Here is a 20,088-nt window from a genome sequence, read left to right as displayed (position 1 = left end):
CCACCTCGCCCCTCACCTTTCATATCTGGAGGTAGCTTGAGCCATTTTCCCGACCGCCTTGAGGGCGGCTCCCCCTACCCACTGGGCGCCAGTTTCGACGGCCTCGGCGTCAACTTCGCCCTGTTTTCCGCCAATGCAGATCGCGTCGAACTGTGCCTGTTCGATCCCAAGGGAAAGAAGGAGCTGGCGCGGCTCACCCTGCCCGAATGCACCGATGAGGTATGGCACGGCTATCTGCCCGACGCCCGGCCCGGCCTGCTCTACGGCTATCGCGTCCACGGCCCCTTCGCGCCGGAACAGGGACATCGCTTCAATCCCAACAAGCTGCTGCTCGATCCCTATGCCCGCCGCCTGTCGGGTAGCCTGCGCTGGAACGACGTGCTGCACGCCTATCCCCTGCGCGGGAGGAAGGGCGACCTCGGTTTCGATAAAAGGGACAGCGCCGCCGCGATGCCCAAGGCGGTGGTGACGCACGACAGTTTCGACTGGTCGCGCGATGTCCGGCCCAATATTCCATGGTCGGAAACCGTCATCTACGAAGCCCATGCCAAGGGTCTCACCAGATTGCTGGAGGCCGCCCCACCGCAGGAGCGTGGCACCTTCGCGGCGCTCGCCCATCCCAAAGTCATCGACCATATCAGGCGCCTCGGCATCACGACGCTGGAACTGATGCCGATCCATGCCTTCACGCAGGACCGCTTCCTTCAGGAAAAGGGACTGCGCAATTACTGGGGCTATAATACGCTCAGCTTCTTCGCTCCGGAACCGAGCTATTTTGCGACCGACACGCATGACGAGTTGCGCGTCGCCGTGCGGCGGCTGCACGCGGCGGGGATCGAGGTCATCCTCGACGTGGTCTACAACCATAGCTGCGAGGGCAGCGAGGCAGGGCCGACCCTGTCGTGGCGCGGTATCGACAACGCCACCTATTATCGCCTGCTGCCAGACGATCCGCGCTACTGCCTGAACGACACGGGGACGGGCAACACATTCAAGCTGACCCATGCGCGCGTCATCCAGATGGTCGCGGATTCGCTGCGCTACTGGGCAACGAGCTTCGGCGTCGACGGATTCCGCTTCGACCTTGGCCTGACGCTGGGGCGGACCGACCACGGATTCGACCCCAATGCGGGCCTGTTCGACGTACTGCGGCAAGACCCGATCCTCGGGCGGCTGAAGCTGATCGCCGAACCGTGGGATGTCGGGATGGGCGGATACCAGCTTGGCAATTTCCCGCCCGGTTTCGCGGAATGGAACGACAAATATCGTGATACCACGCGGCGCTTCTGGCGTGGCGATCCGGGACAGAGGGGCGATCTGGCCGCGCGGCTTTCGGGATCGGGCGACCTGTTCGACCGGCGCGCGCGGCGGCCATGGGCCAGCGTCAATTTTCTCACCAGCCATGACGGCTACACGCTCGCCGATCTCGTTTCATACGAGGAGCGGCACAACGAAGCCAATGGCGAGGATAATCGCGACGGCCACGACAACAACCTTTCGCGCAACTGGGGCGCGGAAGGGCCGACCGACGACCCGGCGATCAACGAAACGCGCGGGCGTGTCCGCCGGGCGATGCTGACGACGCTCCTCGCCTCGCTCGGCACGCCGATGCTCGTCGCGGGCGACGAGTTCGGGCGGACGCAGGGCGGCAACAACAACGCCTATTGCCAGGATAACGAGATAAGCTGGCTCGACTGGTCGATGATGGAGGGCGAGGACGGCAAGGCGCTGTTCGACTTCACCGCCCGCCTCATCGCCCTGCGGAAAAAGCACCCGGTGCTGCGTGCATCGACCTTCCTCTACGGGCAGGATACACCCGGTTTCGGCGTGAACGACATCGAATGGTGGGACGAACGCGGCCAGCCCCTGTCGCCCGCCGACTGGGACAATCCCGATGGCCGCGCGCTGGCGATGCGGCGGGCGACCCTGCGTGAGGACGGGCGGGTCGAGGCGCTGACGCTCCTGCTCAACGCCAGCGACGACGTGATCGACTTCACCCTCCCCGCCCCCTCCGCCCCGCGCGAGGTGCTGATCGACAGCGCGCAGCCGGATCGCGAACCGTTCGAAATCGGCGACGCCTATGGCGTTCAGCCGCATTCGGCGGTCCTGCTCTGCTGGATCGCGGAAAAACCCGACGCATGACGATGTGGGGACCGAAGGCGCTGGGCGGCGGGCGCTGGCGCTTTTCGCTCTGGGCGCCGGACCGCGATGCGGTGACGCTGGAGCTGCGCGACGGCCTTTCCGCCGCGATGGAGAAGCAGCCCGACGGTTGGTTTGACGTCGAGGCCGCCGCAATCCCCGGCGCGCGCTATCGCTTTCGCCTCGACGCGGACCTGGCGGTGCCCGACCCGGCATCGCGCCGGCAGGATGGCGGCGTGCATGGCTGGAGCGTGCTGGTCGATCGACCGGCGGCAAGGTCGGCATGGGACGGGCGTCCGTGGCAGGAAGCCGTGATCCTCGAAATCCATGCGGGCCTCTGCGGCGGATTTGCGGGCGTGACCGACCGGCTGGCCGACTGGGCGGATCAGGGCATCACCGCCATCGAACTGATGCCGGTCAATGCCTTCAGCGGCACCCGCAACTGGGGTTATGACGGCGTGCTCCCCTTCGCGCCTGCCGAAGCCTATGGCACGCCGGAAGAGCTTGGCGCGCTGATCGACGCGGCGCACGGCCACGGGATGATGGTCTTTCTCGACGTGGTCTATAATCATTTCGGACCGGACGGAAATTACCTCGGCGCCTATGCCTCCGCCTTCTTTCACCCTGACCGGCACACGCCGTGGGGCGGCGCGGTGGCGGTGGACTGGCCGGAAGTTGCGGCCTTCTTCCGCGAAAACGCGCTCATGTGGCTCAACGAATATGGTTTCGACGGGCTGCGTTTCGATGCGGTCCACGCCATCGGCGACGATGCTTTTCTCGACGGGCTGGCGCGGGACATTCGCGCTGGCGTCGCGCCCGGCAGGCACATCCACCTGATGCTGGAAAATGAGCGCAACGACGCCGATCGCCTCTCGCCGGATCGCTACGATGCGCAGTGGAACGACGATTTCCACAATGTCATGCATGTGCTGCTGACCGGCGAGACGGACGCTTATTATGAGGATTTCGCCGATCGCCCCGCCGAGCGGCTGGCGCGCGCTCTGGCGCAGGGTTTCATCTATCAGGGCGATGCGTCGCCGCATCAGAAGGGCAACCCGCGCGGCAAGCCCAGCGCGCATCTGCCCCCAACCGCCTTCATCGCCTTCCTCCAGAATCACGATCAGGTCGGCAATCGCGCCATGGGCGAGCGGCTGATCCACCTCACGTCGACCGACAGGCTGAAGGCCGCGACGGCGATGCTCCTCCTCATGCCGCAGATCCCCCTGCTTTTCATGGGTGAGGAGAGCGGCGCGCTCAGCCCCTTCCTCTTCTTCACCGATTTTCACGACGATCTGGCGGAAGCGGTGCGCGAAGGACGGCGGAGAGAATTTGCGGGCTTTGCCGCCTTCGCCAGCGAAGAGGCGCGCGCGCGGATACCCGACCCCAACGATCCCGCGACGTTCGAGGCATCACGCGTCCGCGCGGGAGAAGGCGCCGGTATGTGGCGCGCCTTCTACCGTTCGCTGCTCACGATCCGTCGGGAGAGGATCGTGCCTGGTCTTCCCGGATGCCGCGCCCTGTCCGCTTCGGCGCTGACGGATGCGGCAGTGGAAGCATCGTGGCGGCTCGGAACCGGCGAAATGCTGACGATCCTGCTCAATCTGGGAGCCCGGCCGGTCCCCCTCCCCTTATCCGCCACTGCGCTTTATGCCAGCGGCGATCCGGGAAGTCCCGCCAGTTTCGCCGCGTGGATCGCCACCCCATGAACATCCTGCACCAACTGGCGGCGCACGCCGGGGTCACCGCCCGGATCGCACGGCCCGACCGGGAGAGAGTCGTATGATCCCGCGCGCGACCTACCGGCTGCAACTGACGCGGGACTTCCCTTTCTCCGCTGCCGTAGCCATCGTCCCCTATCTGTCGAAGCTGGGCGTCAGTCACGCCTATCTGTCCCCCATCACCACCGCGCGCAGCGGATCGACGCACGGCTACGATGTGATCGACCCGACACGCATCAGTCCCGAACTGGGCGGCGAGGACGGCTTCCGCAGCCTCGTGGCGGCGCTGCGCGACTACGATATGGGTGTCATTATCGACATCGTGCCCAACCATATGGGCGTCGCAGGCGGCGAGAACCGCTACTGGAACGACGTGCTGCGCCATGGGGCCGACAGCGCCTATGCGCGCTGGTTCGACATCGACTGGACCGGTCCGATAGTCCTGCCCGGGCTGGGCGCGCCGCTGGTGGAGGTCATCGCAGCGGGCGACATTGTGCTGGTCGAGGACGGAGACGATCCGCACCTCCTCCTCTATGGCGAGCAGCGCCTGCCGCTGCGGCCCGGATCGCTGGACGGCACGCCCGGAGGCGGCGACAGACTGCGCGTGGTGATCGAGCGGCAGCATTATCGCCCGGTATACTGGCGCACCGCAAACGACCGTCTGAACTGGCGGCGCTTCTTTGCGATCAACGAGCTGGCCGGGTTGCGGATCGAAGATCCAGCCGTGTTCGAGGCGACGCAGCGGCTCTATTTCGATCTGTTCGCTCAGGGGCTGATCGACGGCGTGCGGATCGACCATGTCGACGGCCTTACCGATCCGGCGGGCTATTGCCGCGCAATGCGCGCGCGCCTCGATGCCAACGGGAACGAGGATCGGCGCGCCATCATCATCGTCGAAAAGATATTGGCCGCGGACGAACCGCTCGCGACTGACTGGGGGATCGACGGCACCAGCGGTTACGATTTCATGCGCGACGTCACGGCTCTGCTACACGACCCGGAGGGCGAAACGGCTTTGAAGGAGGCGTGGCAGCGTGTCGACCCGGCGCATGGCGATGCGGCGCAGGTGGTGTTGCAGGCGCGGCAGGACATGCTCGACTGGCAGTTCGAAGGCCAGTTGGCGGCCTGCGTCGCCGCCTTCGACGCGCTGGCGCAATCGGTGCTGGGACTTGAGCATATCACGCCAGCGATGTGGCGGAGGGCAGTCGAACGGCTGCTCTGGGTCTTCCCCGTTTACCGCACCTATGGCGATGGCCGCTCAGCGCCGCGCGACGATGCGGCGGCGCGGGAGAGAGCCTGGGCCGACGTGCAGCCGCATCTGCCGCCCGGCGAAAAAAGTATTGCGCGTCAGGTCATCGACTGGCTTGCGGGGGACGGTGTGGGCGACGCCGCGCTCGCAGTCGAAGCGGTGAGGCGGTTCCAGCAACTCTCCGCACCCATCGCGGCAAAGGGTGTGGAGGACACCGCCTTTTATCGCTACGCGCCGCTGCTGTCGGCCAATGACGTCGGTTCCGCGCCCGAACAGTTCGCCATCCCGGCCGATCTGTTCCACAAGCGCGCGGCGGCGCGCGCGGCGGACTTTCCGAATGCCTTGCTGGCGACAGCGACCCACGACCACAAGCGCGGCGAGGATATGCGCGCAAGACTGGCGGTGCTGAGCGCCGTCCCCGACCTGTGGGCGGAAAACTGGAAGCGTTGGGATGCGATCAGCGGGGAAGCTGGCCCCGTGCACCCCGCCGACCGCTATCAACTGTGGCAGACGCTCGTCGGGGCATGGCCGGAACCGAACACAACGATGAAGGCGTTCCACGAGCGCATGAGCGGCTGGCTGCAAAAGACGCTACGCGAGGCGCGCCTGCGGTCGAGTTGGGAAGAACCCGACGCAGGCTATGAATCGCGGGCGCAGAGCTACCTCGCCGCCGTGCTCGGCAATGCCAAGCTGGTCAGCGATATCGACAGCTTCGTGCATAGTATCCGCCCCGCAGCCATCGCGAACAGCCTCGTCCAGACCGTCCTCAAATTCTGCGCGCCAGGGGTGCCGGACATCTATCAGGGGTGCGAGGCGCTCGATCTGAGCCTCGTCGATCCCGACAACAGACGGCCCGTCGATTATGATCGCAGGCATCGGTGGCTCACGGAACCGGACGGCGACGATGGCGTGAAGATCGCATTGGTCCGCAACCTGCTGGCGCTGCGAAAGAGCGCCGCCGATCTGTTTGCGCACGGTGACTACCGCCCGCTCTCCGTCACCGGCCGCCGCGCCAGCAATGTTCTGGCGTTCGAGCGGACTTATAGGAACCGCAAACTGTTCTGCGCCGTGCAGATCCGGTCCGGAAAGGTCATGACAGAGCAAGGAGGGCAGCCCCCGGCGTCATGGTGGGGAAACACGCGGATCGAGAGGCGGGAGGAAGAAGCCGCCGCCTTTTTCTCGAAACGCCCCTATGTGATTAACTTATATGAATAGATTGACAGTTTAAGGGAACTGCGGCCTGCATCGTGCGTCTTCCTGCCGAACGGTGCGGTCTTTTCGAGACTGCCATGGAGACAGGTTGGCAATGATCGACGTCGCGTTTCTGGAATGGCTTGCCCCGCATACCGAAAGCTTTCAACTCCGATCCAACCCCCAGCATGACAGTCATACGACCGTCGCGCGGCATATCCTGCATCGCGACCGGGTCGGGGAACCTCTTCAGTTCTGCAACTCCCATTCGCGCCGCGCGGCCATAGAGGGCGAGAGCCTCTGGGAACTGAGCGTGCGCCATCTGGATGGCAGCGCCACGCATTTCGGCGCACCTTCGCTGGAACAATGTCTGGCTTTCGCGCGGGCGCGGCTGGCTCCCACGGCGCTGAGGGCCATCGCCGCCTGATGCGCGCGACTGTTTGCGCTACAGCGATGTAGACAGCTTCGCAGGGAATCAGCCGATCATCATCAGGCTGGCGTTCCCCCCCGCAGCGGTGGTGTTGATGGACGTCGACACTTCCTCAAGCAGCCAGTCGAGGCAATAGCCCTGATCGTCGACATGCACCGAAGCGATCGGGCCGGGCAGTTCCGCGACTTCGCGCGCCGTCTCTGCGATCCGGGCCGCGTCCCCTTCCACCAGCACGGCGGCATAAGGTCCGTCGCCGATGCTGCTGAACCAGGTGCTGACTTCCGGCGGCAATCCCTCCGGCAAGGCCATGCCCTGAACGATCCCGCGATTGCCGGTGGCGAGCACCGCCGCCATCTGCCGGAACAGCACTTCCCGCGTTAACGGGCGCATCAGGACGCGGCCGCGCGGATGGAGAGCGTAAAGATTGCGCTCCCCCACCGGGCCGGGCAGTTCTCGCTCGACGCCCAGTGCCGACGCATCGCCGGTGCGGCGCGCCTGCGCGGCGGCTTCCCCCTCACCCTGCGCGTCCAGCCAGCCGGCAAAGGCCTTGAGCGGCGGGCGCAGATGGCTGACCCTTTCGGCGAAAACCGGCGGCGTCGTGACGAGCCGCCCCAGATAAAGCGGCCCGCCCGCCTTCGGCCCCGTCCCCGACAGGCCGCACCCGCCGAAGGGCTGCACCCCGACGATGGCGCCGATGACGTTGCGGTTGACGTAGATATTGCCGACCTTCACCCGCTCGGTCACGCGCGCAACCGTTTCGTCGAGCCGGGTATGCAGGCCAAAGGTCAGGCCATAGCCGGTTGCGTTGATGTCATCGACCAGCGCATCCATCCGCTCGCGGCGGAAGCGAAGGACGTGCAGCACCGGGCCGAACACCTCGCGGGAAAGGTCGGCGATGCTGTCTATCTCGATGATCGTGGGCGCGACGAATGTGCCGTACGCGACTTCGGGCGGCAGCGGGCTTTGCTCCACTTTTCGGCCCAGCGCGCGCATCGCTTCGATATGGCGGGTGATGCCGTCGCGGGCTTCGGCAGAGATGACGGGGCCGGTGTCGACCTTTAGCGCGTCGGTCCGCCCGATCCGCAGTTCGGCCAGCGCGCCCTTCAGCATCGTCAGCGTCCGGTCCGCGACATCGTCCTGAAGGCAGAGGATACGGAGCGCCGAACAGCGCTGGCCTGCACTGTCGAAGGCGGACGCAATGACATCGGCCACCACCTGTTCGGCGAGCGCGCTGCTGTCCACGATCATCGCATTCTGCCCGCCAGTCTCCGCGATCAGTGGGATGGGCTTGCCTTCGGGTGACAGGCGGGCGGCGAGCTGCTTCTGGATGAGGCGCGCGACTTCGGTCGATCCGGTGAACATGACGGCGGCGGTTTCGGGCGCAGCGACCAGCGCCGCGCCGATGGGGCCGTCGCCCGGCACCAGTTGCAGCGCATCGGCAGGTACGCCCGCCTCGTGGAGAAGCCGAACCGCTTCGGCGGCGATCAGCGGCGTTTCTTCGGCGGGCTTGGCAAGCACGGCGTTCCCCGCGACCAGCGCGGCGGCGACCTGCCCCGTGAAGATCGCCAGCGGGAAGTTCCACGGCGATATGCAGGTGACGACGCCCAGCGGTCGCTGTGCCGGGCCGAAGGTCGCCCGCGCCTGCGCCGCATAATAGCGCAGAAAGTCTATCGCTTCCCGCACTTCGGCGATGGCGTTGGGCAGCGACTTGCCCGCTTCGCGCATGATGAGGCCGAGGAGGATCAGCATCCGGTGCTGCATCGCATCGGCGGCGCGTTCGAGCGCCGCGGCGCGGTCCGTCGCCGGGGCATTGCACCATGTCGAAGCCGCAGCGGCGATGGCGGCGACGCGCGCTTCCTCCTCGCTCGCCTCCGTCACATGGCCGACGACATCGCGATGGTCGGCGGGGTTGAGGACGGGCCGCTGCGTGCCCACTCCGCTCGGGGGCGCGGCGGTCCAGTTCAGCGTTGCGCTGTGAGCCAAAGCGACGCTCAGGTCCGCCAGCACCTGTTCGTTGCTGAGGTCGAGGCCCGCCGAATTGCGCCGGTCCGGATAGAGGTCGGCGGGAAGCGCGATCTGGTCATGCTGCGCGCCGGGGTGCGGCATCGCCCGCACAATCTCGACCGGATCGGCGACCAGTTCCGCGATCGACACGGCGGGGTCGGCGATGCGGTTGACGAAGCTGGAGTTCGCGCCGTTCTCCAGCAGGCGGCGGACGAGATAGGCGAGCAAAGTCTCATGCGTGCCCACCGGCGCATAGATGCGGCAGGGGCGGTTCAGTTTGTCCGCGCCGACGACCTGTTCGTAGAGCGGCTCGCCCATGCCGTGCAGGCACTGGAACTCATAATCGCCGATCATGAAGCCCGACCCTGCCAGTTCATAGATGGTCGCCAGCGTCTGCGCATTATGCGTGGCGAACTGCGGGAATACGGCGTCGCGCGCCGCCAGCAGCTTTCGCGCGCAGGCGACATAGGCGATGTCGGTGTGGAGCTTGCGGGTATAGACCGGAAAGCCCTCCAGCCCGTCCACCTGCGCGCGCTTGATCTCCGCATCCCAATAGGCGCCCTTGACCAGACGGACCATGATCCGGCGACCCGCCCGGCGGGCAAGATCGACGATCCAGTCGATGACGAAGGGGCAGCGCTTGCCATAGCCCTGCACCACGAAACCAAGGCCGTTCCAGCCCGCAAGGTCCGGGTCCAGCGCGAGGCTTTCGAGGAGGTCGAGCGACAGTTCCAGCCGGTCAGCCTCCTCCGCGTCGATGTTGAAGCCGATGTCATAGCTTTTCGCCAGCAGCGCCAGCGTCTTCACCGCAGGCAGCAGTTCGCCCATCACGCGATCCGCCTGCGCGCGGACGTAGCGGGGGTGGAGCGCGGACAGCTTGATCGAGATGCCGGGGCCGGCATAGATGCCCCGCCCCGCCGACGCCGCGCCGATGGCGTGGATCGCGCTTTCATAATCCGCGAAGTAGCGGGCCGCGTCGGCAGCGGTGGTCGCGGCCTCGCCCAGCATATCGTAGCTGTAGGAAAAGCCTTTGGCCTCCATCTCCCGCGCGCGCCTGAGCGCTTCGCGGATGGTCTCCCCGGTGACGAACTGTTCGCCCATCATCCGCATGGCAAGGTCGACGCCGCGCCGGATCACAGGCTCGCCCGCGCGCGCTACGAGGCGGGTCAGCGCCGCGCCCAGCCCCCGGTCATCGACGCTGCCGACCAGCTTGCCGGTGACGACGAGACCCCATGTCGCGGCGTTGACGAACAGCGACTTGCCACCGCCCAGATGCGATCCCCAGTCTCCGTCCGCGATCTTGTCGCGGATCAGCGCATCGCGCGTGTCATTGTCCGGAATGCGCAGCAGCGCTTCGGCGAGGCACATGAGCGCGACGCCTTCCTGACTGGACAGGGCATATTCCTGCACCAGTCCCTCGACACCGCTGCCCCTGTGGTTCGCTCGGAGAGCGCTGACGAGGCGGGTCGCGGTGGCCGCGACGGCCGCGCGGGTCGCGTCGGGCAGGGTCGCAGCCTCGATCAGCGGCGCCATCGCCTCCGCCTCATCGCGGCGATAGGCGGCGGTAATCGCGGCGCGCAGGGGCGTGGGCTGCGAGATGGCGGGCGCGAAGGCGGCGAAGGGCTGATCGGTCATCATGCCATCATAGCGGAGCCTTAAAATTCATTCCGCCTCATTTTAGCCCATATGTCGATCATAATGACTTATTATTCGGCTTATGCTAGGCAAATGATATGACCTATGGACCCGATACAGTCGATCTGGACGAGTTCGACCGGCGTATTGTCGCCGCGCTGGTGGAGGATGGGCGCATGTCCGTCACCGATCTGGCGGCGACGGTCGGCCTGTCCAAGACGCCCTGCCAAGTTCGGCTGCGGCGTTTGCAGGAAAAGGGAGTCATTCGCGGCTTCCGCGCCATCGTCGATCCCGCGAAGCTGGGCATGGACCATGTCGCCTTCACCGAGGTGAAGCTGTCCGACACGCGCGAGGCGGCCCTCAATGAATTCAACGCCGCCGTGCGCCGCATCCCCGAAGTCGAGGAATGCCATATGCTTGCGAGCAATTTCGACTATCTGCTGAAAGTGCGCACCGCCGACATCCGCCGCTATCGCGCCGTGCTGGGCGAGAAGATCAGCGCCCTCCCCCATGTCGCGAGCACATCCACCTTCGTCGCGATGGAAACGGTGATGGAGGCGGGAAGCCGCCGCGTCAGTCGAAAAGGCTGAGCGGGATCGCGTCGCCCATCGCCTTGTATCCCGCAGGCGACGGATGCAGCGCGTCGCCCACGTCATAGGCCGGGCGCAGGCGGTCGGGGCGCGCCGGATCGCGCGTCACCGCGTCGAAATCGACCACCGCATCGAAATTTCCGGGCTGCCTTATCCACGCATTGACCGCCTGCCGGTCCGCCTCATTCTGTGCGTTGGCATGGTAATAATCATTGCCGACGAAGGGCATGACGGTCGCGCCGATGACCTTGATGCCCTTGGCGTGGGCACGTGCAACGATCTGGCGATAGGCGCCGACGATGCGGGCGACATGCGCCTCATGCGCGTCCCTGCTGACCGGCGCTTCGCGGGTCAGGGTGCCGAGGTCGTTGATCCCTTCCAGCAGGATGATGTGCGTCACCCCCGGCTGCGCCAGCACGTCGCGGTCCAGGCGCGCGAGGGCGCTGGGACCAAGACCGTCATTGAGCAGGCGATTGCCGCCGATCCCCTGATTGACGATGGCGACGGTGCGGCGCTTCGGGTCGGCCTGAAGCCGCTCGGCCAGCCGGTCGGTCCAGCGGTCGTTGCCGTTGGTGGTCGCACCGCGCCCGTCCGTGATCGAATCGCCCAGCGCGACGACGACGCGGGCAGGAGCGCAGCGCTCCACTTCAAGGCCCGACAGGTGGAACCAGTGGTCGAAACTTTCCGCTCCGGTCATGGCCGCGTCCGCCAGATGATCGCCCGGCAGGTGCCACGATGTCGCGCGCGATCCGGGATGCGAGGTCTGTTCGGGTTCGCCCCGGTAGCGGATCGACACCGCGATATTCTCCAGCGCGTGCGTCGGCATGGCGACAGGATCGGAAAGATAGTCCGCGCCGGGCGGGATGATGACATCTGCCTTCCCGTCGAAGCGCAACGGGATGATGCTGGCGGGATCGACGCGGGCGGACGCCGGGTTCGGCGCACGCGCGATGCTCGCCCCCGCAATCGTCAGCGGCTGCGCGCCCGCAAGGTTGGAGAAGTGCACGCGGAGGCGATCGCCGGAAACGGATGGCCGGACGATCTGCCGCAGCGTCCGGTCGGCGAGCGTGCCGGGCGGCAGCACCGCGTCGCCCACCGGCTTATATTGGGCAGAGGCCCAGGCGGCAATCCATGCGGGCTGGCAGCTCTTCGCCTGCGCAATCGTGGGAGACAGCATCGCCAGCGGCAGCGCCAGCCAGGCCAGACGGGTCATCATGAACGGCTCTCCTGCGGTTTCTTTTGTGGCTCCAAGGAAAAGCGGGCCGGCCTTTCGACCGGCCCTCAGGGTCATCCTTGGGGAAGGATCGGGTTGAACATGGATCAGGCAGCTTCCTGCCGGTCGCGCGCGAAGCGGGAAAGGGTGGCGCGGACGCCCTGCGTTTCCAGCAGGGTCAGCCAGCCGGTGAGTGCATCGGCAAGGCGCGGATCGGCAGCGAGCGCGGGCGGGACGATGGCGGACAGACACAGGATCGCCTGCACACGCGTCTCCGGCGTGTCGGCGTGGCGGAGCGCAGCGGCAATCGGCTCCGCCAGCGGATCGTCGATGGCATGGGAATGCCCGGCATCGTCCCGCCCCGCCTGCCAGCGTATCCAGGCCGCGACGGCCAGCGCCAGCGCGGCGATCCCCTGCCCCGCCGCCAGCCTGTCTGCGATGGGCGCGAGCAGGCGCTGGGGCAGCTTCTGCGATCCGTCCATCGCGATCTGCCGCGTGCGGTGGCGCAGTGTCGGATTGTCGAAACGCGCCATCAGCGCGCGGCGATAGGCAGCGACATCGAGTCCGGGTGGCGGCGAGAGCGTCGTTTCCGCCTCGTCCCACAGTGCCTCCACGAAAAGCCGCGCTTCGGGCAGCGCCAGCACCTCGTGCACATGTCCGATGCCCGCAAGCCCGCCGAGATAGGCGATGCCGCTATGCGCGCCGTTCAGAAGGCGCAGCTTGGCGTCCTCCCATGGCGCGACTGCTGCGGCGATCTGGACACCGGGGCCGAAGGCGGGACGCGGGCCGCAGAAGCGATCCTCGATCACCCACTGCGCGAAAGGCTCGGTCTTGACCATGGCCCGATCCTCGACACCGATGACGGCGGCAAGTGATGCAATATCCTCTGCCGTTGTGGCGGGAACGATGCGGTCAACCATGGTCTGAGGGAAGGCGCCCTCCGCCGCGATCCATTCCGCAAGCGTGGCGTCATGCCGCCCGGCGAGCGCGATCACGGCCTCGCGCAGGCGCGCGCCATTGTGCGGCAGGTTGTCGCAACTGATCGCCGTGAAGGGCGGCAGGCCAGCATCGCGGCGGCGCGCCAGCGCGGCGACGATGAAGCCGGGCGCGCTCTGCGGCCGGTCGAGCGAAAGAAGATCGGCGGCGATCTGCGGGTCGCCGTCTATCAGCGCGCCGGTCGCAGGGTCCAGCTTGTAACCCTTCTCGGTAACGGTCAGCGTGACGATATGCGTGTCGGGCGAGGCCATCGCCGCGACCAGCGCTTCCGGCTCCTCCGGCGCGACGATGACGCGCTGAACCGCGCCGATCACGCGTGCCTGCTCCGTCACCCCGTCACGGACGAGGATCGTATAAAGTCCGTCCTGCGCCGCCATCTGGTCCCGCACGGCGGACGAGCGCAGCGATGCGGCGACGATGCCCCAGCGCAGGTCGCCCGCTTCCAGCGCATCTTCGAAGAACAGTGCCTGATGCGCGCGGTGAAACGCGCCGATGCCCAGATGGACGACGCCGCAGCGCACGGCGGCGCGGTCGTAGGACGGTCGCTTCACCGGCGCTGGCAGGCCCGCCAGCGATGCCGCCGCCAACCGGATCACAGCCTGTAAGCCTTCTTCGCCAGATCATAGGCCAGTGCGTGCGCGACCTCGAACGCTTCGTCCTCCTCCAGCCGGTGCTCGGCAACGAGCTGCGCCAGCCAGGCGCAGTCCATCCGCCGCGCGACGTCGTGCCGCGCCGGGATCGACAGGAAAGCGCGCGTGTCGTCGTTGAAGCCGACCGTGTTGTAGAAGCCCGCCGTTTCGGTCATGCGCTCGCGGAAGCGGCGCATCCCTTCGGGACTGTCGTGGAACCACCATGGCGGACCCAGCTTCACCGCAGGGTAGTGCCCCGCCAGCGGCGCAAGTTCGCGCGAATAGACATCTTCGTCCAGCGTGAAGAGGATCAGCGTCAGGCGCGGGTCGTTGCCGTAGCGGTCGAGCAGCGGCTTCAATGCCTGCACGAACTCCCCGGCAACCGGAATGTCCGCCCCCTTGTCCCGCCCGAAGCGTTCGCGGACGGCGGCGTTATGGCTGCGATGCACGCCGGGATGGAGCTGCATCACCATACCGTCCTCGGTCGCCATGCGCGCCATCTGGACGAGCATATGCCCCCGGAACAGTTCCGCCTCGCGCGCGCTGACCGGCCCCGCCATCGCCTTGGCGAACAGCGCTTCGGCCTCCTCCAGCGAAAGATTGGCGGTGAAGGCACTCGGATGACCATGATCGGTCGAGGTCGCACCCGCCTCGCGGAAGTCGGCGCGGCGTTTCTCATGCGCGCGCAGATAGCCGGCATAGTCCGGCTCCTCGCCCGCCATCGCGCAGAAACGCCGCACATTGTCGATGAACTTCGGATCGTCGGGGTCCATCACCGGATCGGGGCGATAGGCGGTCACGACCCGCCCGGCCCAGCCCGACGCGCGGATCGCGCGATGATGGTCGAGCGGATCGAGCGGCCCTTCGGTGGTCGCGATCACCTCGATATTATAGCGCTCGAACAGGGCGCGGGGGCGGAAGGCGTCGGTCTTCAGCGCGGCGTCGACGATGTCGTAAACATGGTCGGCGGTCGCCGCCTCCAGCCGCACGTCGATGCCGAACGCCTCAGCGAACACCCAGTCGAGCCACAGGCGCGACGGCGTGCCGCGGAACAGGTGATAATGTTCGGCGAAGCGCCGCCAGATCGCGCGCGGATCGCTCTCGACCCGGCTGCCATCGACGGTCGGCACGCCCAGATCCTCCAGCTTCACGCCCTGGCTGTAGAGCATGCGGAAGACATAATGGTCGGGCACGATCAGCAATTGCGCGGGATCGGCGAAGGGCTGGTCATAGGCGAACCAGCGCGGATCGGTGTGGCCGTGCGGGCTGACGATCGGCAGATCCCTGACGGTCGCATGGAGCGCGCGCGCGATGTCCCGCGTCGCCGGATCGGACGGAAAGAGCCGGTCGGGATGGAGGCGCAGGGGCTTCGTCATGCGGCGCTTTCGGCAGGGGAGATCGCCACCGGCTGATAGCGGGGCAGAAGCAGGTGGATGACCGCCAGCGCGATCAGATAGGCGACGGATGCGACCGCGAAGATCGGGCCGTAGCTGCCGATGGTCTCAAGAATCACCCCGGCGAACTTCGCCATCAGCATGCCGCCGAGCGCACCCGACAGGCCGCCCAGCCCGACAACCGATCCCGCCATCCAGCGGGGAAAGACATCGCCCGGCAGCGCGTAAAGATTGGCGGAAAAGCCCTGATGCCCGGCGCAGGCAAGGCCGATGAGGCCGACCGCGATCCACATGGACGGCGCCTGCGCAGCGAAGGCGATGGGCACCGCGCACAGCGCCGCCAGCAGCATCGCGCTCTTGCGCGCGCGGTTGACGCTCCAACCCCGACCCATGAGGCGCGAGGAGGTCCAGCCGCCCATCACCGATCCCACGTCCGCCAGCAGATAGACGGCGATCAGCGGCGGACCGAAGTCCAGCATCCTGACGCCATATTGCTTGTTGAAGAAATCGGGCAGCCAGAAGAGGAAGGTCCACCATACCGGGTCGATCAGGAAACGGCCCAGCATATAGGCCCATGTCTGGCGGTGGCGGAACAGGCTGGCCCATCTGACCGGGCGCTGCGGTTCCTGCGGGTCGGTTTCGATCCACGCCAGCTCCTGCGGGCTGAGGCTCTTCTTCTCGCGCGGGCGGCGGTAGAAACTGAGCCACGCCGCAAGCCAGACGACCGTCAGCAGGCCCGTCAGGATGAACGCCCAGCGCCAGCCGAGCGACACCGCGATGATCGGCACGATCAGCGGCGTCAGGATCGCGCCGACATTGGACCCGGCATTGAAGATACCGATGGCGAGTGCACGTTCCTTCCTGGGGAACCACTCGTTTGTCGCGGCAATGGCGGCGGGAAAGGTGCCCGCCTCGCCGATGGCGAGCGGAATGCGGGCGAGCAGCATCCCCGCCGTCGAGGTGAAGAAGATGTGCGCGACATGGCCGACGGTCCAGAGCGCGACCGCCAGCGCATAGCCCGCCCGCGCGCCGATCCGGTCGATCAGCCGACCGAAGAATACATAGGCAATGCCGTAACCCGCCTGAAACCAGATGGCGAGGTCGGCATAGCCGCTCTCGGTCCAGCCGTATCGTGCCTGAAGATCGGGCTTGAGCGTCGGCAGCACCAGCCGGTCGACATAGCTCAGCACCACAGCGGCAAAGAGCAGGCCGCAGACGATCCAGCGGACCTTTCCGGAGGGTTTGGGGATCGCCTGCGTCATGGCGTCACCAGTTGAACAGCGTGCCGTCCTCCAGCCGGTTCACCGGCAGGAAGGCGCGCTGATATTCATATCCGGCGGCCAGCTCCTCGTCGATATCGACACCGAGGCCCGGCGCGTCGCCCGGATGCATCATGCCGTTCGCGAAGGTGTAGGCATGGGGGAAGACCGCGTCAGTTTCGGGCGTGTGGCGCATATATTCCTGCACGCCGAAATTCGGCACCGACAGGTCGAAATGGAGCGCAGCGGCCATGCAGACGGGCGACAGGTCGGTCGCGCCATGGCATCCGGTGCGCACCTGATAGAGGTCGGCGAGCGCGGCGATGCGGCGCAGATGGGTGATGCCGCCCGCATGGACCACTGTGGCGCGGATATAGTCGATCAACTGGTTCTGGATCAGATCCTTCGCGTCCCAGATCGAATTGAAGATTTCGCCCACCGCCAGCGGTGCGGTGGTATGCTGGCGGATCAGTTTGAACGCTTCCTGATTTTCCGCAGGGGTAGCATCCTCCAGCCAGAAAGGACGATAGGGTTCCAGATCCTTGCCCAGACGCCCGGCCTCGATAGGTGTCAGGCGGTGATGGATGTCGTGCAGAAGGTGCACATCCCAGCCCAGCGCCTCACGCGCGGCCTTGAACAGTTCGGGCACGACGCGGAGATATTTGGACGTGTTCCAGACATTTTCGGTCGGCAGGTCGGCGTCGGCGGGTTCGTAAAAATAGCGGTCCTTGGAAACGCCATAGGTGGACGCCATGCCCGGCACGCCGCACTGAATGCGGATCGCCTTGTAGCCCTGACGCTGGTAATCGAGCGCGGCCTCGATGGTGTCGTCGATGCTGGTGCCGTTGGCGTGGCCGTAGACCATCACGCCTTCCCGGCTCGCGCCGCCCAGAAGCTGATAGACGGGCAGGCCTGCGATCTTGCCCTTGATGTCCCACAGCGCCATGTCGACCGCCGCGATTGCCGTCATGGTAACAGGACCGCGCCGCCAGTAGGCGCCCCTGTAGAGATATTGCCAGATGTCCTCGATCCGGTGCGCGTCGCGACCGATAAGGCAGGGAATGACGTGATCGGTGATATAGCTCGCCACCGAAAGTTCACGGCCGTTGAGCGTCGCGTCGCCGACGCCTGTGGTGCCATCGTCGCAGATGATCTTGAGCGTCACGAAATTGCGGCCGGGTGAGGTGACGATGACCCTGGCGTCAACGATCTTGGGCATTCGGGCGGTCCTGTTCAGAAAGATGGAAGCATGGAAAGCGGCGCGCTGTGAGCGGGAGAGGCACAGGGCGATGAGGCGAGAGTCGCGCGCGGGCTGACAGCGCCGACCGCCGGGATATGCTCGATCATACACCCCTCCCTTTTTGCGGACGGCGCATTTTTCCGCTTGCCGCAACCAGACTGATACCGTTACCATTGCAATCAGAGACAAGGCTTGTCAATGCCCGACTGCGGCATACGACCATAGAGAAAGTCAGGGAGAGGGCAGGATGCTGGCGCGCTTTTTATGCTGGATGTCAGTCGTTGCGGCGGCGGCCCTGGCGCCCGTTGCGCGGGCCGAGGATGGCTATGACCTGTGGCTGCGCTACCGCCCTGTCGAGGCGGCCCGGTCGACGGACATCGCCGCCCGAACGACCGGCATCGTCACCAGCGGAGACAGTCCCACGCTGGCCATCGCCGTGGCGGAATTGCAGCGCGGCGTCGAAGGCATGACGGGCCGGCAGATCGCGCCCCTGTCCGCCCTCCGGCCCGGCGCGCTGGTGCTGGCGACGCCCCGGACCGGAACCGCCATGCCGATCGACACCGGCAGACTGGGCGACGAGGGCTATGCGATCCGCTCCACGCAGATGAGCGGCGCGCCCGTTACGCTCATTGCCGCGAACAGCGACCGGGGGCTGCTCTATGGCGTCTATCACTGGCTTCGCCTCGCGCAGGGCGGCGCGGCGCTGGACCGCATCGACCTTCGCAGCGCCCCGCGCATCGGGCTGCGGCTGCTCAATCACTGGGACAATCTGGATGGCACGGTGGAGCGCGGCTATGCGGGCATGTCGATCTGGGACTGGTGGCGGCTGCCCGACTATAAGGGGCCACGCTACGCCGACTATGCCCGCGCGAATGCATCGCTTGGCATCAACGGCACGGTGCTCAACAATGTGAACGCCAAGGCGGAAAGCCTGACGCCCGCCTATATCGCCAAGGCGGCGGCGCTCGCGCATGTCTTCCGCCCCTATGGCATCAGGGTCTATCTGTCGGTCCGCTGGACTGCGCCGATGGAGCTGGATGGTCTCAAGACAGCCGATCCGCTCGACCCACAGGTCGCCGCATGGTGGAAGGCGAAGGCGGACGAAATCTACCGCGCCATCCCGGACTTCGGCGGCTTCCTCGTCAAGGCGAACAGCGAAGGCCAGCCCGGCCCGCAGGACTACAAGCGCACCCATGCCGATGGCGCGAACATGCTGGCGGCGGCGGTCAAACCCCATGGCGGCATCGTCATGTGGCGCGCCTTCGTCTACCAGCATGACAATCCCGAGGACCGCGCGAAGCAGGCCTACAGCGACTTCAAGCCGCTGGACGGCCAGTTCGCCGACAATGTGATGGTGCAGGTGAAGAACGGCGCCATCGACTTCCAGCCACGCGAGCCTTTCCATCCCCTCTTCGGCGCGATGCCCAGGACGCCGCTGATGATGGAGTTTCAGATCACCAAGGAATATCTCGGCCAATCGACCCACCTCACCTATCTCGGCCCGCTGTTCGAGGAAGTGCTGAAGGCCGACACATTTGCGAAAGGCAGGGGATCGACCGTCGCAAAGGTAATCGACGGGTCGCTCGACGGGCATCGGCTGACAGGCATCGCCGGAGTCGCCAATATCGGCGTGGACCGCGACTGGAGCGGATCGATCTTCAATCAGGCGGACTGGTACGCCTTTGGTCGTATGGCGTGGAATCCCGACCTTCCGGCGGAGGCGGTGGCCCGCGAATGGGCCGCCCTCGCCTTCTCCCCCGATCCGCGCATCGTCGATCCTGTCGTCGCGATGATGATGGGATCGCGGGAGGCTGCGGTCGATTATATGACGCCGCTCGGCCTCTCGCATGTGATGGCGACGGGGCATCATTATGGCCCCGGCCCCTGGGTGTCGGACCTCGCCCGCCCGGAATGGAACCCGGTCTATTATCACAAGGCGGACGCAAGCGGCATCGGCTTCGACCGGACGGCCAGCGGCAGCGACGCCGTCGCCCAATATGCGCCACAGGTCGCGAAAATGCTGGCGAATCCGAAGACTGCGCCGGAACGCGACCTGCTCTGGTTCCACCATCTGCCCTGGTCCTATCGCCTCAAGTCGGGCGAAAGCCTGTGGGACGGGATGGTGCATCGTTATGATCGCGGCGTCGCCTATGTGGAGGATATGCAGCGGACGTGGGACAGCCTGCGCCCGCTGATCGACCCTGAACGCTTCGCCCAGACGCAGGCCTTCCTGCGCATCCAGCGGCGCGAGGCGCAGTGGTGGCGCGACGCCAGCATCGCCTATTTCCAGTCGGTGAACCGCCTGCCCCTGCCCGCCGGCTCCGCTAAGCCCGCGCACGATCTCGACTGGTATAAGGCGCAGAGCTTCCCGTTCGCGCCGGGACATTGGTGATGGCCGGAC

At 66.3% G+C, this 20,088-nt stretch carries 12 protein-coding genes; 6 read left to right on the top strand and 6 right to left on the bottom strand.

Annotated elements, in window-relative coordinates:
- Positions 1-36: 36 nt before the first annotated feature.
- From glgX to SAMIE_RS02325, 4 genes are all read left to right on the top strand, one after another.
- Positions 37-2,142: a glycogen debranching protein GlgX gene (gene glgX / locus SAMIE_RS02340; protein ID WP_232037348.1), complete on the top strand. Its 2,106-nt coding sequence runs from the start codon at positions 37-39 to the stop codon at positions 2,140-2,142.
- A complete protein-coding gene (treZ, locus tag SAMIE_RS02335; protein WP_066698047.1) occupies positions 2,139-3,845 on the top strand; it encodes a malto-oligosyltrehalose trehalohydrolase in 1,707 nt (568 codons plus the stop codon). Before glgX ends, treZ begins: the two co-directional genes overlap by 4 nt.
- A gap of 73 nt (positions 3,846-3,918) precedes the next feature.
- The gene (gene treY, locus SAMIE_RS02330) at positions 3,919-6,321 is read left to right on the top strand and encodes a malto-oligosyltrehalose synthase (protein WP_066698050.1); all 2,403 of its coding nucleotides are present in this window, start codon (positions 3,919-3,921) and stop codon (positions 6,319-6,321) included.
- Positions 6,322-6,412: 91 nt separating this feature from the next.
- Positions 6,413-6,724 carry a hypothetical protein gene (locus SAMIE_RS02325; RefSeq protein ID WP_066698056.1) on the top strand — a complete coding sequence of 104 codons (312 nt, stop codon included), beginning with the start codon at positions 6,413-6,415 and terminating at the stop codon, positions 6,722-6,724.
- A 48-nt stretch (positions 6,725-6,772) separates the two neighbouring features.
- Here SAMIE_RS02325 and putA read toward each other — a convergent pair whose 3' ends face one another.
- Positions 6,773-10,366 carry a trifunctional transcriptional regulator/proline dehydrogenase/L-glutamate gamma-semialdehyde dehydrogenase gene (gene putA / locus SAMIE_RS02320; RefSeq protein ID WP_066698366.1) on the bottom strand — a complete coding sequence of 1,198 codons (3,594 nt, stop codon included), beginning with the start codon at positions 10,364-10,366 and terminating at the stop codon, positions 6,773-6,775.
- Positions 10,367-10,464: 98 nt separating this feature from the next.
- Between putA and SAMIE_RS02315 the strand changes: the two genes are divergently transcribed.
- On the top strand, positions 10,465-10,956 hold the full coding sequence (locus SAMIE_RS02315; protein ID WP_066698058.1) for an Lrp/AsnC family transcriptional regulator: 492 nt from the start codon (positions 10,465-10,467) through the stop codon (positions 10,954-10,956).
- On the opposite strand, the gene SAMIE_RS02310 is transcribed toward SAMIE_RS02315, so the two are convergent.
- The 5 genes from SAMIE_RS02310 to manD all read right to left on the bottom strand — a co-directional run bounded on the left by SAMIE_RS02310 (position 10,940) and on the right by manD (position 17,666).
- Complete coding sequence (locus tag SAMIE_RS02310; protein WP_066698060.1) at positions 10,940-12,172, bottom strand: SGNH/GDSL hydrolase family protein; 1,233 nt, start codon at positions 12,170-12,172, stop codon at positions 10,940-10,942. The genes SAMIE_RS02315 and SAMIE_RS02310 overlap by 17 nt on opposite strands.
- Before the next feature lie 104 nt (positions 12,173-12,276).
- Positions 12,277-13,761 carry a mannitol dehydrogenase family protein gene (locus SAMIE_RS02305; RefSeq protein ID WP_066698062.1) on the bottom strand — a complete coding sequence of 495 codons (1,485 nt, stop codon included), beginning with the start codon at positions 13,759-13,761 and terminating at the stop codon, positions 12,277-12,279.
- On the bottom strand, positions 13,758-15,170 hold the full coding sequence (uxaC, locus tag SAMIE_RS02300) for a glucuronate isomerase (protein WP_066698063.1): 1,413 nt from the start codon (positions 15,168-15,170) through the stop codon (positions 13,758-13,760). The genes SAMIE_RS02305 and uxaC overlap by 4 nt, the downstream gene beginning before the upstream one ends.
- A complete protein-coding gene (locus SAMIE_RS02295; protein WP_066698066.1) occupies positions 15,167-16,450 on the bottom strand; it encodes an MFS transporter in 1,284 nt (427 codons plus the stop codon). Before SAMIE_RS02295 ends, uxaC begins: the two co-directional genes overlap by 4 nt.
- 4 nt (positions 16,451-16,454) lie before the next feature.
- On the bottom strand, positions 16,455-17,666 hold the full coding sequence (manD, locus tag SAMIE_RS02290; RefSeq protein ID WP_066698068.1) for a D-mannonate dehydratase ManD: 1,212 nt from the start codon (positions 17,664-17,666) through the stop codon (positions 16,455-16,457).
- 268 nt (positions 17,667-17,934) lie between these two features.
- Between manD and SAMIE_RS02285 the strand changes: the two genes are divergently transcribed.
- The gene (locus tag SAMIE_RS02285; RefSeq protein ID WP_066698070.1) at positions 17,935-20,079 is read left to right on the top strand and encodes an alpha-glucuronidase family glycosyl hydrolase; all 2,145 of its coding nucleotides are present in this window, start codon (positions 17,935-17,937) and stop codon (positions 20,077-20,079) included.
- The last annotated feature ends 9 nt before the right edge of the window (positions 20,080-20,088 follow it).

The sequence above is a fragment of the Sphingobium amiense genome (assembly GCF_003967075.1).
In the GTDB taxonomy this organism is placed as follows: domain Bacteria; phylum Pseudomonadota; class Alphaproteobacteria; order Sphingomonadales; family Sphingomonadaceae; genus Sphingobium; species Sphingobium amiense.
This window is presented reverse-complemented; position numbering and strand designations above follow the sequence as displayed.